Below are 13,866 nucleotides of genomic sequence, written 5' to 3'. Positions count from 1 at the left end.
GCGGGTACACGCGCCGACAGGGGAAGCGCCACTCGAGGTGACATGGCGCGACTCTAGCCCGCGGTTGGTGAGAAAAGCGTCAAGCCGGCGTGATGCGGATGTGCTGGCCTGATGCAGGCTTTGCCAGACAGTCGATGTGCACGGGCAGGAAGGCTTCGATCACCGCGCGATTGCTCAGCAGATGATCGCTCAGCACCGGCGTGGTAAAGCTGCCGCCTCTGGCCAGCGCCATGGGCAGCAACATCTGGTCGGCAAGGTGTTCCTCGACGCTGGCGCCGCTGCGGCGCCAGTCATCAACCTGGCGCAATGCCTGGCTGGCAACGTGCTCGGCGCTGATCCCGGATTGACCGAAGGCGCAGAACACCAGGGTCAGGTGCTCGCACTCGACTTCCAGCAGCAAGGCATTGCCCGGCCCCTGGTCCTCCGGCAGATGGACGACCCGAGCGGATGCCGCGTGCCAATCCTGATGTCGCTTCACCTTCTCCAGCTCGCGATCCCCAACGTGACCGGGAATGGCCGCGAGCAGGGCGCGGGCCGAGCGCGAAAGCACGGCGCCGGCTTGCGGCAGATGCAGCGGCTGCAACTCTCCAGGCTCGACGCACACCCTCAATTCACCGCCGCCGGCGGGCATGAAGCCATGGCGCAGCAGCTCGAAGTCGACCTTCGCGCCCATGCGCCGCAACAGCGGCAGCCAGCTGCGCTCGATGAAGTCCGCCGGCGGCGCCAACGGATTGTGCGTGCCCCCCGTGATCGCCAGGCGGCTCGGCCCGTCGGCGAACAGCAGGGCTGGTAGCAGGGTCTGCAGCACCAGCACGGCGCTGCCCGCGCTGCCGATGGCGAAGCGGTAGTCGCCGCCGCGAATCGCACCGGGGCGGAAGGTCAGGCTGCGCGCGCCGAGCTCATCGCCCTGCACCGTCGCGCCGCAGACCTCCGCCGCGGCGCGCACGGCCGTCAGGTGCTGGCGCAGCAGCCCCGGCCGCGAACGCCGGCCACGGATGTCGACGATGCGCAGCGCCTTGCCGGTGATCATCGACAGGCTCAGCGCGCTGCGCAGGATCTGCCCGCCGCCGTCGGCGCCGTCGAGTTCGATCAGGTCCTTGTTCATCGGGCATACGTCCTCACCTGATCGCGCAGGAAGTGGTCCAGGCGCTGCGTGTCGCGGCAGCCGCCACAGGGTGCGCCGAGGTCTTCCGCGCGTTGCAGCTCTGCCTCGATCAGCCGGTGCAGTGCCGGGCGTGCCGGGCCGTATTCGGCCTCGACCGCCTGGCGCTTGAGCACCAGCAGTTCCTCGACGTCGGCGCGCTGCGCGGCATCGTCGAGCGTTGCCTCCATCAGTGTCTCGAAGACCATCGGCGGCATGCCGAGGCCCTGGTCGATCCAGCGCACGGCCAGCAGCGGGCGCAACACGTAAAGGTACTTCTTGTAGCGAACCGCCTCGCCCTGCAGATAGCCACGAAAGTTCTTCTTGGCCATCGACAGGTAGTGCGCTCGCGCAGCGGCGGGGGAGTAGAAGTCCCGAGCCAGTTGGCGCAGTTCCTCGGCCGCCGCCGGTTCGCTGCGGTACACCAGCGGCGAGTCCAGCCACTCCAGCAGTGTCGGGTTGGACTTGCGCAGCAGCCTCAGGGTCTTGCGCAGTTCCCAGCCGCTGAGGTCCAGTTCGTCGGTCAGCGGGCGTTCCAGCACGTCGCGCGGTTCGTCCACACGCAGGTACCACTCCGGTTGATGCACGTAGACGAAGCGCACATCGTAGTCGCTATCCGGCGAGGCGAAGCCCCAGGCGCGGCTGCCTGACTCGCACGCATAAAGCACAGTCACGCCATGCTCCTGTTCCAGTCTTGCCAATTCCTCCAATACCCGTTCGCGCATGGCGGCGGGGAGGGGGTGGCGTTCTTCCTTGTTCATGTCCCTTTCCTGTCTTGCTGTCGACGCGGGCCCGTCCGGCCCGCGCCCTTCTACCCCTTCACGCACACCACCTGACGCAGGGTATGCAGCACTTCCACCAGCTCGCGCTGGGCGTCCATCACGGCGTCGATGTCCTTGTAGGCCATCGGGATCTCGTCGATCACATCCGCATCCTTTCGGCACTCGACGTGTGCGGTGGCGCGCACCTGGTCCTCGACGCTGAACAGCTTCTTGGCCTTGGTGCGGCTCATGGTCCGGCCGGCGCCGTGGCTGCACGAGCAGAACGCCTCCTCGTTACCCAGGCCGCGGACGATGAAGCTCTTGGCGCCCATCGACCCCGGAATGATGCCGAGCTGGCCTTTCTGCGCGGACACCGCGCCTTTGCGCGTTACCAGTACCTCTTCACCGAAGTGACGTTCCTTCTGCACGTAGTTGTGGTGGCAGTTCACCGCTTCCAGGCTTGCCTCGAACGGCTTGCGGATGATCTGCCGCGCCGCTGCGATCACCGCGCGCATCATCAGTTCGCGGTTCTGCCGGGCGAAGTCCTGGGCCCAGCCCACGGCTTCGACATAGTCGTCGAAGTGCTGGCTGCCTTCTTCGAAGTAGGCCAGGTCACGGTCCGGCAGGTTGGCGATGTGCTGGCGCATATCGGCCTGGGCCAGTTCGATGAACAGGTTGCCGATGGCGTTGCCCACCCCGCGCGATCCGCTGTGCAGCATGAACCAGACGCGGTTGGCCTCGTCGAGGCAGACCTCGATGAAGTGATTGCCGGTGCCGAGGGTTCCCAGGTGCTTGCGGTTGTTGGTCTTCTCCAGTTTCGGGTACTTGTCGGTGATCACCTTGAAGCGCCCGGCCAGCGCGCGCCACGCATCGTCGGCATGCTCGGGTACGTCCTCCCAGGCGCCCTGGTCGCGGCGGCCGAAGGTCTTGCCGTGGGGCACGGCCTTCTCGATGGCGCTGCGCAGGCCATGCAGGTTATCCGGCAGGTCCGCAGCCACCAGCGAGGTGCGCGCGGCGATCATGCCGCAGCCGATGTCCACGCCGACGGCGGCCGGGATGATGGCGCCCCGGGTGGGGATCACGCTGCCAATGGTGGAACCTTTGCCCAGGTGCACGTCCGCCATCACGGCCAGGTGCTTGAAGATGAAGGGCATCTTCGCGGTGTTCATCAGTTGCTGTTTGGCGTCGTCCTCGACCGGTACGCCCTGGGTCCAGAGTTTGATCGGTTTGCCGTTGGCGACTTCCAGCAGTTGGAAGGTTTTCTCTTTCATGTCCGTTTCCTTCGTTGCCGAGCTGGCTCAGGCCTGCTTCAGCGTTACCAGTCCATTCAATACCTGATCCAGGCCGCCGAATACCGAGATGCGGTCGATTCGTTCAGCTACCCGTTCCAGGGTTTCCAGTTCTTTCAGGCGCAGGGCGGTGGGATTGTCTTCCATCACCTTGGCCGTGTTCAGCAGCGAACGGGTCGCCGAGGTTTCTTCGCGGCGGCGGATCACGTTCGCCTGCGCGGCCTTCTCTGCCTCGACCACCTGGGCCAGCAAGGTCTTCATCTCGCCCGGCAGGATGATGTCGCGCACGCCCAGGCCGCTGACCTCGATGCCGGTGCCCGGCAGCCGCTCCTTCAGGTACGCGCTGACCGAGTCGTCGATGAGCTGCTTGTTCTCCAGCAACTCGTCCAGCGAACGGGTGCCCACCGCCGCGCGCAGGCCGAACTGCAGTTCGCGGTAGAGGTGCTCCAGCGGCTTGGACAGGCTGGAAAACGCCGTCAGTACGTCGCTGTAACGCCAGTTGGCGGCCAGGTTCAGGCGCAGGCTCACCTTGTCGCGGGTGAGGATTTCCTGGCCGCTGACTTCCAGCGCCTGGATCCGCGTATCGATCAGCTCCACGCTCACCTGGCGGTTGTAGCGCCAGAAGCCGTACTGGCCCGCCGGCAGCAACTCGACCACCGCACCGTCGACCTTCAGCACGCCGACCTGGTAGGCCGGCACCAGGGTCACCAGCAACGCCTCGACGCCGATCACGCTGCGGCCGCGCAGGTTGCCCTGCATCTGTTGCAAAAGCGCCGGAGACACGCGGTACTCCTGGCTCAGGTCGATGCGCTCCAGGCGCTGCTCGGTCTGGCCTTTCCAGTACAGCCGACGGCTGCCCGGCGCGAGGATTTCCGCCAGCACGCCGTCTTCGAAGCGCAGGCCGGCCTCGTTCTCGGCCAGGTCCATGCGGGTGAAATGGCGTTCGACCAGCGCCGGTTCCGCCAGGCGCAGGTAGCCGGCCAGGCGGTGCTCGAACAACGGGGTGTTCAGGCTGAAGGTTTCCACGCTCAGGCGGTTGTACAAGTCCAGGTGGCGGTGGATGCCTGGTTCGAGAATCGCCAGGAAATCGCCCTCGGAGTACAGCAGGCCGCGTTCGTTCTTCTTCACGGTAAAGCGCTTCAGCAGTTTCATTGCTCTCTTCCTTCTTTCTCTTGTCCTTGGGTGCCGGTGTTCGCCGGCCCGTCGGGTGGCGAGGCGGGGGCCTGCGAGAGCCAGGTGCTGCGGACATCCTGTCCATTGCGCCGAATCCATCGGCCAGCACTTGCCTTGTCGCGGGCCCGGTCCTCGTACCGGACGGACCGGCGGTGGCTTCGGGTCCCTGGCATTTCCGGCCTCCTGGCCGCTTTGCGCCTGTCCCGTTGCCCACCGGCGGGGTGTTGCCTTCATGAGTAGCTGCCGTGGGAGGGCAGTGTTCGAGCGGGAATCGAACCCGCGACAGGCCATCCGAAAATGGCTGCTCTATCCGACTGAGCTACCGAACGGCGCGAGCAGGACTCGAACCTGCGTCGACCACGTGTGGTTGCTCTATCCGACTGAGCTACCGCGCCATCGACCGTGACTGCTGCAGCGGCATGCACGAAGCCGACACCAGGGGTGGGCTCGGGCACCGGCGGGAGTTGAAGCCCCTGCCCGTGGGCTGCATCAGCGATGCGGTCGAGGGAGATATAGCGAGGGGCGTGCCAGGTTTGTTCTGAAAGGCTGATGTATTTTGTAAGTATCTGATATATAACGATTTAATTACTTAAATTCTGCGTATTGCTGACCGGGCCGGTTGGCCGCTCAGGAGATTTGTGGATATCCTGATATCGTTATTTATCTTGATGGATAAAAGATGAAAGCCAAGAAAACCGTCGCCATCGGCTTCCTCGGTTCGACCCTGGATCGCGTCGGCAAGGGCGCGGCGCGCTGGCAGAAGTGGCGGCCCACGGTCGGCCTGTGCCAGCAGCAGGACCTGCTGATCGACCGCCTGGAACTGATTCATGGGCTGGATGCTCGGGATATCGGGCTGGCCGAGCGCATTGCCACCGACGTGCGGCATATCTCCCCGGAAACCGAGGTGCGCCTGCAGCCCATGGCGCTGCGCAACCCGTGGGATTTCGAGGAGGTGTATGGCGCGCTGCACGATTTCGTCGGTGGCTACCGCTTCGATACCGAGCGCGAGGACTACCTGGTGCACATCACCACTGGCACCCACGTCGCGCAGATCTGCTGGTTCCTCCTGACCGAGGCGCGCTACCTGCCGGCGCGGCTGGTGCAGGCTTCGCCGGCGCGGCGCAAGGACGAGGCGCGGCACCCGGAAGGGACGGTGGCGGTCATCGACCTCGACCTGTCGCGCTATGACCGCATCGCCACACGCTTCCGCCGCGAACAGGAAGAAAGCCTGGCCTTTCTCAAGTCCGGCATCGCCACGCGTAATGCCGAGTTCAACCGTTCCATCGAACAGATCGAGCGGGTTGCCGGACGCTCCCGCGCGCCAATGCTGCTGATCGGCCCGACCGGCGCCGGCAAGTCCTTCCTCGCTCGCCGCGTGTACGAACTCAAGCGTGCACGGCACCAGTTCCAGGGCCGTTTCGTCGAGGTGAACTGCGCGACCCTGCGCGGCGACGGCGCCATGTCCGCGCTGTTCGGCCATATCAAGGGTGCCTTCACCGGCGCGCAGAACGCCCGTGAAGGCCTGCTGCGTGCGGCCGATGGCGGCATGCTGTTCCTCGACGAGATCGGCGAACTGGGCCTGGACGAGCAGGCCATGCTGCTCAAGGCCATCGAGGAGAAGCGCTTCTTCCCGCTGGGTTCGGACCGCGAGGTGGGCAGCGATTTCCAGCTGATCGCCGGCACCCATCGCGATCTCCGTGAGCGCGTGGCTGAAGGCCTGTTCCGCGAGGACCTGTTCGCCCGCATCAACCTCTGGACCTTTGACCTGCCGGGGCTGGCCGGGCGCCGCGAGGACATCGAGCCGAACATCGATTTCGAGCTGGAGCGCCACGCCCGCGAGCAGGGCCGCCTGGTGCGATTCAACCGCGAGGCCCGCACGCGTTACCTGGCTTTCGCCAACTCGGCGCAGGCGTTGTGGAGCGGTAACTTCCGCGAGCTGTCGGCGTCCATCACACGCATGGCGACCCTGGCCGACAGTGGTCGGATCGACGAGGCACTGGTGGAAGAAGAGATTGGCCGGCTGCGCCGCTCCTGGGGCGCCGCGCAGGCGGACAGCCTGCTGGATGTCCTGCTGGGCGACAGCGCCGAGGCGCTGGACCTGTTCGACCGCCTGCAACTGGAAGCGGTGATCGACGTCTGCCGGCAGGCGCGCAGCCTGTCCGATGCGGGCCGTCAGCTGTTCGCCGTTTCGCGCCAGGAAAAGCAGAATCCCAACGATGCAGACCGCCTGCGCAAGTACCTGGCACGCTTCGGCCTGGACTGGGCCGGCATCACTGGCGGGGTGCGCTAGAATCGGCGTTTTTGGGTAGCGGCAAGGAGCCGATCATGGAAGATGCGATGAGCGTCGAGCAGCTGTGCCGCCGCATCGAGGCAGGCGAAGCGTTCAAGTATGTGTACTTTTGGGGGCATCGCCCGAAGCATGCCGTGGAAGTCGACAAGAGCTGCTTCAGCCAGTGGTTCGAAGCGGACTTCGAGATCGACGGAGTGACCTACCGCAGCGCCGAGCACTGCATGATGGCCGCCAAGGCCCGGCTGTTCGACGACGAAGCGGCGCTGGCGCGGATTCTCGCGGCGCGCACGCCGGCCGAGGCGAAGTCTATCGGCCGCGAGATCCACGACTTCGACGAGGCGGCCTGGAATGCCGAGCGGCTGGGCATCGTCATCCGCGCCAACCACGCCAAGTTCGGGCAGAACGTCGACTTGCGCGAGTTCCTGCTGGGCACCGGTGAGCGCGTGCTGGTCGAGGCCAGTCCGGTGGATGCCATCTGGGGCATCGGCCTGGCGGCCGATCACCCCGACGCGGGCAACCCGGCGCGCTGGCGCGGGCTGAATCTGCTGGGCTTCGCCCTGATGAGCGCACGCGATGCGCTGCGCCAGGAGGGCGGCGATGCCTGAGTTCACGGCTGCCCAGCAGCAACTGCTGCGCGACCACCGCCTGGCCTGGTTCGCCGGGCGCATCATCCACGACGCGCAGCCGCCAATCAGTGATGCCCAGCTGGCAGAGGTCCAGTTGCGCCTGGGCAGCCAGCTGCCGCCCGAACTGGTCGCCCTGTGGCGCTGCAGCTTCGGTGGTCGACTGGATTACGAGCTCTGAGTGGACTACGACGGCCACCTGCATCCGTACTCCTTCAATGAACTGTTCTACCCCGACAGCGACGGCTACCGCGACCTTTGGGGCTGGCTGGAGCACGAACAGGAGTGCGCCGAAGAAGTCGCCGACGAGAGCGGCGAGCAGTGGAATGGCCGCGTGGGCTTCTTGCCCATCGGTGGTTTCGAGTACCTGGAGCGGGTCTACGTCTGCGTCGAGCCGGAAGAGTTCGGCGCTATCTACGCCTGGAGCCGCGCCTTGCCGCCAGCCTGGCCGCTGCGTCTGCACGAGGACGCACTGACCCGGGTGGCCGACGACCTGTACGGCCTGTTCGCGTTGCTGGGCTTCGATGAAGACCCGTTCGCCGAGGGCGCGGATGCCGGGCAGGAGCTGCTCGAGGCCTTGGATGAACTGGCCGCCGCGGGCGCCGAGGGCGAAACGCTGGCGCGGCTTCTGCACGATTCACTGCGGCCATTGGTGCGTGACTGGCGCATGGCACTGGAGCAGGGACGCCTCGCCGCGGAACCAGAGCTGCAACGCCTGGCCCTGATGCATGCGGTGCGCAGCGGCGATATCGCCTTGCTGGAGCGGCTGCGCGACCTGGGCTGCGACCTCGGCCGGCTGTTAACGGGCGGTGGTAATGCGCCGGTGCATGCGCGCGTGATGCAGCACGATGCCTTGGTGCAATGGTTTGCCGTCCAGGGCATCGCGGAGCGCCAGCTGGATCAGTAGTGGTACCAGCGCAGCTCCAGCATCACTTCGTTGCGCGGGCTGGCTTCATGGCTGAACTCGCGTTGTGCCGACAGACGCAGGCCGAGGTTGCGGCCCAGTTCCACCTGCTGGCCGAAGCTCAGGGTGCGGCGTACTTCGCCGTTGTGGAAGTAGTCGCCCTTGCCCTCGAGGCTGAGGTTGCCCAGCGGGTTGCTCCACAGCACGCCGGTGTCGAAGCCCATGGCCGGCGCGAGGGTGGCGGCAAAATCCTGGTTGTTTTCCAGGCGCGCCGTGCCCAGGGCATAGGCCTGCAGCTCGTCAGTCAGCTTCCAGCTGCCGCCGGCACCGCCGTTGAGGTGGCCGACCAGGGTGTCGTGGTCATTGTCGCTGTGCTTGCCGATCACCCGTTCCCAGCCGCCAGCGACCTGCCAGGACAGCGGTTTCAGCAGCTCGTTGCGCGGCGTCATGGAGCGGATGGTGACCAGGTCCAGCTGTTGCAGTTGCCAGCGATTGCCCTCGTACTGGCGCAGCTTGAGCTGGCCGATCTCGATCTGTGCGCCGAGGGGAAAGCCGTAGGCGTTGTCGTCGAGGTCGTGGTAGGCCATGCGCAGGCCGTACTGGGCGAAGGCTTCGCCATCGCGGCTGCCGGCGCCCAGTTGCCAGGTGCGTGACTCGTGGCCGTTCTCCGGCTGTCCGGGGCGTTTCACGTCCAGTGCTGGCGGCGGGTTGCGGTTGATCGCCTTGAGCAGGTTGTAGCTGCGCGACGCGGTGGACTGATCGCGCTCCTGGCCGGTGGCGCGGTAGCGCACCAGGCGGAAGGCGGTGTCCTGCACCAGTGCCTGGCGGTCGGCGGGCAGGGCCGCGAATTCGGGGCTTTGCAGCTGGCTGTCGTCGTCGGCGATGTGGCGCGCGAGCACCTTCTCGTCGTGGCTCAGTGGTTCGCCGCGGGCCAGCAGTTCGCGCTCGCGGGACGGGCGGTAGTCCACCCGGTCGATCAATCCGGCATCCTTGACCGCACGCACCGTGTCGGTGGGGATGGCGGTGAGCGGGAAGTGCTCGGTCAGCTTGGTGCCAGGGCGGGCGATCTCCAGCAGTTCCAGCAGGCGGAACGAGCAGTTCTCGTCGAAGAAGTAATACTTGAAGCGGATCTGCTTCAGTTCCCAGACGTGCTCGACCATGCGCGCGGTTTCTTCCGGCGTCAGGTTCAGGCGGTATTCCCAGAGGTCGCGGTTCTCCAGGCGGCTGTATTCGGAGAGCTTCTCGCGGTAGGGCACCAGGGCGAACAGGCCGGGGTAGCCGCCCATCAGGCCTTTCCAGGCATAGAGGATGCTGTTGTCCATGCCCTCGATGTAGGCACCGAAGTTGAGTGCGTAACTGAGCAGGGCCGTGTTGTCGGAGTCGACGTCGGCCTGGTCGATGCGCAGCAAGGTGTGGCCGAACATCGAGGACGGGCTGTTCAGGTAGGCGGCCGGGAACACCAGCACGGCGCTGTGCGGGTTGATGTCCTGGTACCAGGTGGTGAATTCCTTGCACGCCACAGTCGGCAGGTCGTCGAGTTGCAATTGCTGGCGCAACCAGCGAGTGCGCGCCGGGTAAACGCATTGGGCGTGCTTGTCGCCGAGGCTGGCCGGGGCGTAGAGGGCCTTCACGGTGGCGGCCAGTTCGGCTTCCGGATGGCGGTCTCCGTCCTGGGCGAGGAAGAACTTCGGGTCGTCGACGAAGCTGCGCCAGCCACCGAGCTTGGCGTGCTCGTAGTGACCCAGGGCGAGCCAGTAGGGCTTGTTGGCCAGGCTTTGCAGGCGTTGTGGGTCGATCGCCGGCGAAGCCAGCAGTGGGGTGCAGGCGCACAGCGCCATCCAGGGCAACAGGCGTTTGGGCATCGAGTGGGCTACTGGGAGGGAAGGGTGAGCCCGCCCGGAGTGAGCGGGCTCGCGTCGGCCGTCAGGCCTGTTCGGCGTACTTGGCCAGGGTGCTGTCCTGCTTCAGGACGGCCTGGGTGTTGGCGTAGACGTCCTCGGCGGTGACGTCGGCCTTGTTGAATATCTGCGCGAAGTGCTCGTGGGTGACCTGGGCGAAGTGCGCGCGATCCTCGGGCTTCACGCCCAGCACCACGGCGTAGGTGGTCAGCGCTTCGCCGTCACCCTTGGCCATGTCCTCGGACAGCTCGTCCATCATGCTGCTGAGCACGATCATCGGCTTGCCGCCATAGGTCAGCGCACCGTTGGTGTGGCAGCCGTTGGTGCCGGTGGTCATGCCGAAGGTGTTATTGCCGCTGGTGCCGTTGGTGGTGGCGGCCAGGACGTGGGTGGCGGTGCCGCGCTGGCCCTTGAACAGCATGTTGCCCCAGCCGCAGCCGTCGCTGCCGGGTGCATCGGCGAGGGCGCTCAGGGAGGCGGTGGCGAGGAGGGTACCGAGCAGAATCCTTTTCATCGTTTTTCTCTCTTTTTGAGGTCGGGGACCGGTGAGCAGTCGCTGACAGCAAAACAGCGCCTGTCAGAGCTTTTCTCCAATGCCTTGCGGGTGTCAAGGCAACCGCTGCCGCAGGCAGTATGGCCGGCCCCGGCTGAAAGGGCCCGGATGACCGGCAGTTGATCGGCATCAGCGGCGGAAGTCTTGGAACCGGCCACACTTGAATCAGTTCCCCTTGCGAGGAAGTCGTCATGGTCGATTTCGATCCACGGCCAGTGCTGGACCAGTTGGCAGCCGAGTATTCCAAGCGTGCCGAAGCCATCCGCCGCGACCTGGGTCGCAGCCATTCGCCGGACTTTGCCGAGCAGGCCCAGCAGCGGCAGAACGACGATGTGCTGCGCGCCCTGCTGGCCGAGGCGGAGGCAGGCATGCGCCTGGTGGGCATGGCGCGCCTGCGCCTGGCTGACGGCACCTATGGCGAGTGCGTGCGTTGCGGCGAGCTCATCGAGGAGCGCCGTTTGCGCGCATTGCCGGCGGCCGAGCACTGCCTGCGCTGCGCCGATGCGGTGGACTGAAACTGTCACCAATACTGCCTTGCCAGTGGCGCGCGGGCGGCGCGAGAATGCGGACGAATCTCCGCGGCCACGCGCCGCCCGAAGCAAGGACCTCCAATGCCCGATTCCGTTGCTGCCGGCCTGCGCCTGGCGCCCGATGAACTGACCCGCCCCTTCTCCCCCGAACAGTTTCCCTTCAAGACCACCGAAGAACTGGAGCCTTTCCTGGGCGTGCTCGGACAGGAGCGCGCGGTCGAGGCGCTGCAGTTCGGCGTGGCGATGCCGCGCCCGGGTTACAACGTGTTCGTCATGGGCGAGCCGGGCACCGGTCGCTTCTCCTTCGTACAGCGTTACCTGAAGGCCGAGGGCAAGCGCCTGCCGACGCCGGCCGACTGGGTCTACGTCAACAATTTCGATGATTCGCGCGAGCCGCGCGTGATCGAGCTGCCGCCGGGCAGCGCCGCCGAGTTCGGCACCGACATCGACCACCTGATCGACAACCTGCTGTCCACCTTCCCCTCGGTGTTCGAGAACCCGGCCTACCAGCAGAAGAAGAGTGCCATCGACCGCGCCTTCAACCAGCGCTACGACAAGGCCCTGGACACCGTCGAGCGCCTGGCGCTGGAGAAGGAAGTCGCCCTGTATCGCGACAGCGCCAACATTGCCTTCACCCCGATGAAGGACGGCAAGGCGCTGGACGAGGCCGAGTTCGCCCAGTTGCCGGAAGAGGAGCGCGAGCGCTTCCACGCCGACATTGCCGACCTCGAGGAGCACCTCAACGAGGAGCTCTCCAGCCTGCCGCAGTGGAAGCGCGAGTCCAGCAACCAGCTGCGCCAGCTCAACGAGGAAACCATCACCCTGGCGCTGCAGCCGTTGCTGGCGCCGCTGGTGGAGAAGTACAACAACAACTCCGGGGGCAGCGCCTACCTGCAGGCCATGCAGCTCAACCTGCTGAAGACCGTGGTCGACCAGTTGGTGGACGCCGAGCGCACCGACCCGCAGCGCAAGCAGAGCCTGGAAGAGCAGTACGCGCCGAACCAGGCCATCGCCCACCACGCCACCAGCGGCGCGCCGGTGGTGTTCGAGTCGCACCCGACCTACGACAACCTGTTCGGCCGTATCGAATACGCTTCCGACCAGGGTGCGCTCTACACCAGCTACCGCCAGCTGCGCCCTGGTGCGCTGCACCGCGCCAACGGCGGCTTCCTGGTGCTGGAGGCGGAGAAGCTGCTCAGCGAGCCGTTCGTCTGGGATGCCCTCAAGCGTGCGCTGCAATCGCGCCAGTTGAAGATGGAGTCGCCCCTGGCCGAGCTCGGCCGCTTGACCGCCATGAGCCTGACGCCCCAGGTGATCCCGTTGAACCTCAAGGTGATCATCATCGGCTCGCGGCAGATCTACTACACGCTGCAGGACCTCGACCCGGACTTCCAGGAGATGTTCCGCGTGCTGGTCGACTTCGACGAGGACATCCCGCTCGCCGAGGACAGCCTCGAACAATTCGCCCAGCTGCTGAAAACCCGTACCTCCGAAGAAGGCCTCGCGCCGCTCACCCGCGAGGCCGTGGCGCGCCTGGCCACCTACAGCGCCCGCCTGGCCGAGCACCAGGGCCGTCTCTCTGCGCGCATCGGCGACCTGTTCCAGCTGGTCAGCGAAGCGGACTTCATCCGCCAGCTGGCCGGCCAGGAAGTGACCGACCTGGGCCACATCGAGCGCGCCCTGAAGGCCAAGGAAACCCGCACCGGCCGCGTCTCGGCGCGGATTCTCGACGACATCCTCGCCGGCATCATCCTGATCGACAGCGAAGGCGCTGCGGTGGGCAAGTGCAACGGTCTGACCGTGCTGGAAGTGGGCGACTCCGCCTTCGGCATGCCGGCGCGCATCTCTGCCACCGTCTATCCGGGCGGCAGCGGCATCGTCGACATCGAGCGCGAGGTCAACCTCGGCCAGCCGATCCACTCCAAGGGTGTGATGATCCTCACCGGTTACCTCGGCAGCCGCTACGCCCAGGAATTTCCCCTGGAGATTTCCGCAAGCATCGCCCTGGAGCAGTCCTACGGTTACGTAGACGGCGACAGCGCCTCGCTGGGCGAGGTCTGCACGCTGATTTCCGCCCTGTCGCGCACGCCGCTGCGCCAATGCTTCGCGATCACCGGCTCGATCAACCAGTTCGGGGAAGTGCAGGCGGTCGGCGGGGTCAACGAGAAGATCGAAGGCTTCTTCCGCCTTTGCGAGGCCCGTGGCCTGACCGGCGAACAAGGTGTGATCATTCCGCGCGCCAACGTTGCCACCCTGATGCTCGACGAACGTGTGCTGCAGGCAGTGCGCAACGGTCAGTTCCACATCTACGCCGTGCGCCAGGCCGACGAGGCGCTGAGCCTGCTGGTCGGCGAGCCGGCCGGTGCGCCGGACGCCAACGGCCACTTCCCCAAGGGCAGCGTCAACGCCCGTGTCGTCGAGCGCCTGAAGGAAATCTCCGAGCTGGGCATGGACGAGGAAGAGAAGGAAAAGCCGGCGAAGGAGCCTGCTGCCGCCAAGCCCGCCAGCAAGCCGAAGGCGGAGAAAGTGCCGGTGGAAAAAGCACCCGTAGAGAAAGAGCGCGCCCGCAAGAAGAAAGACGCCGACTGAATACAACCATGGCAGGGCGCCGGCCGGGGCATTCCTCCGGCGCCATTTTCACGCCGTTGTCCGCAAGATGGCCGGATAAATCCGCGCTTTCGCGTGTCGGAACCTGGGTGTAGTC

At 66.0% G+C, this 13,866-nt stretch carries 12 protein-coding genes and 1 tRNA gene; 6 read left to right on the top strand and 7 right to left on the bottom strand.

The window, feature by feature from the left end; genetic code table 11:
* Positions 1-79 precede the first annotated feature (79 nt).
* From rtcA to C167_RS0127995, 5 genes are all read right to left on the bottom strand, one after another.
* Positions 80-1,105 (bottom strand): RNA 3'-terminal phosphate cyclase, encoded by a 1,026-nt coding sequence (gene rtcA, locus C167_RS0128020; RefSeq protein WP_017521641.1) that lies wholly within the window; start codon positions 1,103-1,105, stop codon positions 80-82.
* Complete coding sequence (locus C167_RS0128015; RefSeq protein WP_017521640.1) at positions 1,102-1,902, bottom strand: nucleotidyltransferase domain-containing protein; 801 nt, start codon at positions 1,900-1,902, stop codon at positions 1,102-1,104. Before C167_RS0128015 ends, rtcA begins: the two co-directional genes overlap by 4 nt.
* 50 nt (positions 1,903-1,952) lie before the next feature.
* The gene (locus C167_RS0128010; protein ID WP_017521639.1) at positions 1,953-3,173 is read right to left on the bottom strand and encodes an RtcB family protein; all 1,221 of its coding nucleotides are present in this window, start codon (positions 3,171-3,173) and stop codon (positions 1,953-1,955) included.
* Between the two features lie 27 nt (positions 3,174-3,200).
* Positions 3,201-4,343 (bottom strand): slipin family protein, encoded by a 1,143-nt coding sequence (locus C167_RS0128005; RefSeq protein WP_017521638.1) that lies wholly within the window; start codon positions 4,341-4,343, stop codon positions 3,201-3,203.
* Positions 4,344-4,691: 348 nt separating this feature from the next.
* Positions 4,692-4,759 (bottom strand) — tRNA-OTHER (locus C167_RS0127995).
* Between the two features lie 284 nt (positions 4,760-5,043).
* Between C167_RS0127995 and rtcR the strand changes: the two genes are divergently transcribed.
* From rtcR to C167_RS33035, 4 genes are read left to right on the top strand one after another with little or no spacing between them, the layout of a single operon-like run.
* The gene (rtcR, locus tag C167_RS0127990) at positions 5,044-6,654 is read left to right on the top strand and encodes an RNA repair transcriptional activator RtcR (protein ID WP_017521637.1); all 1,611 of its coding nucleotides are present in this window, start codon (positions 5,044-5,046) and stop codon (positions 6,652-6,654) included.
* A gap of 35 nt (positions 6,655-6,689) precedes the next feature.
* Entirely contained in the window at positions 6,690-7,259 is a 570-nt protein-coding gene (locus C167_RS0127985) for an NADAR family protein (protein ID WP_017521636.1), read from the top strand.
* Positions 7,252-7,458: an SMI1/KNR4 family protein gene (locus C167_RS33410; protein ID WP_017521635.1), complete on the top strand. Its 207-nt coding sequence runs from the start codon at positions 7,252-7,254 to the stop codon at positions 7,456-7,458. Before C167_RS0127985 ends, C167_RS33410 begins: the two co-directional genes overlap by 8 nt.
* Positions 7,459-8,184, top strand: a complete 726-nt coding sequence (locus C167_RS33035; RefSeq protein ID WP_017521634.1) for a hypothetical protein — start codon at positions 7,459-7,461, stop codon at positions 8,182-8,184.
* On the opposite strand, the gene C167_RS0127975 is transcribed toward C167_RS33035, so the two are convergent.
* Together C167_RS0127975 and C167_RS0127970 are read right to left on the bottom strand one after the other, a co-directional pair.
* Positions 8,178-10,043 carry a DUF4105 domain-containing protein gene (locus tag C167_RS0127975; RefSeq protein WP_017521633.1) on the bottom strand — a complete coding sequence of 622 codons (1,866 nt, stop codon included), beginning with the start codon at positions 10,041-10,043 and terminating at the stop codon, positions 8,178-8,180. The two genes, C167_RS33035 and C167_RS0127975, sit on opposite strands and share 7 nt — an antisense overlap.
* Positions 10,044-10,104: 61 nt before the next feature.
* On the bottom strand, positions 10,105-10,593 hold the full coding sequence (locus C167_RS0127970; protein WP_017521632.1) for a DUF3015 domain-containing protein: 489 nt from the start codon (positions 10,591-10,593) through the stop codon (positions 10,105-10,107).
* A gap of 230 nt (positions 10,594-10,823) precedes the next feature.
* Between C167_RS0127970 and C167_RS0127965 the strand changes: the two genes are divergently transcribed.
* Together C167_RS0127965 and C167_RS0127960 are read left to right on the top strand one after the other, a co-directional pair.
* Positions 10,824-11,147 (top strand): TraR/DksA family transcriptional regulator, encoded by a 324-nt coding sequence (locus C167_RS0127965; RefSeq protein ID WP_017521631.1) that lies wholly within the window; start codon positions 10,824-10,826, stop codon positions 11,145-11,147.
* 96 nt (positions 11,148-11,243) lie between these two features.
* The gene (locus C167_RS0127960) at positions 11,244-13,751 is read left to right on the top strand and encodes a Lon protease family protein (protein WP_017521630.1); all 2,508 of its coding nucleotides are present in this window, start codon (positions 11,244-11,246) and stop codon (positions 13,749-13,751) included.
* Positions 13,752-13,866 lie beyond the last annotated feature (115 nt).

Origin of the sequence: Pseudomonas nitroreducens TX1 (assembly GCF_000313755.1) — a bacterium.
GTDB classification, from domain to species: Bacteria; Pseudomonadota; Gammaproteobacteria; order Pseudomonadales; family Pseudomonadaceae; genus Pseudomonas; species Pseudomonas nitroreducens_A.
This window is presented reverse-complemented; position numbering and strand designations above follow the sequence as displayed.

Excerpts from the sequence above, each read along its gene's own strand:
- rtcA (WP_017521641.1), bottom strand. The coding sequence starts at position 1,105 with ATGAACAAGGACCTGATCGAACTCGACGGCGCCGACGGCGGCGGGCAG.
- C167_RS0128015 (WP_017521640.1), bottom strand. The coding sequence starts at position 1,902 with ATGAACAAGGAAGAACGCCACCCCCTCCCCGCCGCCATGCGCGAACGG.
- C167_RS0128010 (WP_017521639.1), bottom strand. The coding sequence starts at position 3,173 with ATGAAAGAGAAAACCTTCCAACTGCTGGAAGTCGCCAACGGCAAACCG.
- C167_RS0128005 (WP_017521638.1), bottom strand. The coding sequence starts at position 4,343 with ATGAAACTGCTGAAGCGCTTTACCGTGAAGAAGAACGAACGCGGCCTG.
- rtcR (WP_017521637.1), top strand. The coding sequence starts at position 5,044 with ATGAAAGCCAAGAAAACCGTCGCCATCGGCTTCCTCGGTTCGACCCTG.
- C167_RS0127985 (WP_017521636.1), top strand. The coding sequence starts at position 6,690 with ATGGAAGATGCGATGAGCGTCGAGCAGCTGTGCCGCCGCATCGAGGCA.
- C167_RS33410 (WP_017521635.1), top strand. The coding sequence starts at position 7,252 with ATGCCTGAGTTCACGGCTGCCCAGCAGCAACTGCTGCGCGACCACCGC.
- C167_RS0127975 (WP_017521633.1), bottom strand. The coding sequence starts at position 10,043 with ATGCCCAAACGCCTGTTGCCCTGGATGGCGCTGTGCGCCTGCACCCCA.
- C167_RS0127970 (WP_017521632.1), bottom strand. The coding sequence starts at position 10,593 with ATGAAAAGGATTCTGCTCGGTACCCTCCTCGCCACCGCCTCCCTGAGC.
- C167_RS0127965 (WP_017521631.1), top strand. The coding sequence starts at position 10,824 with ATGGTCGATTTCGATCCACGGCCAGTGCTGGACCAGTTGGCAGCCGAG.
- C167_RS0127960 (WP_017521630.1), top strand. The coding sequence starts at position 11,244 with ATGCCCGATTCCGTTGCTGCCGGCCTGCGCCTGGCGCCCGATGAACTG.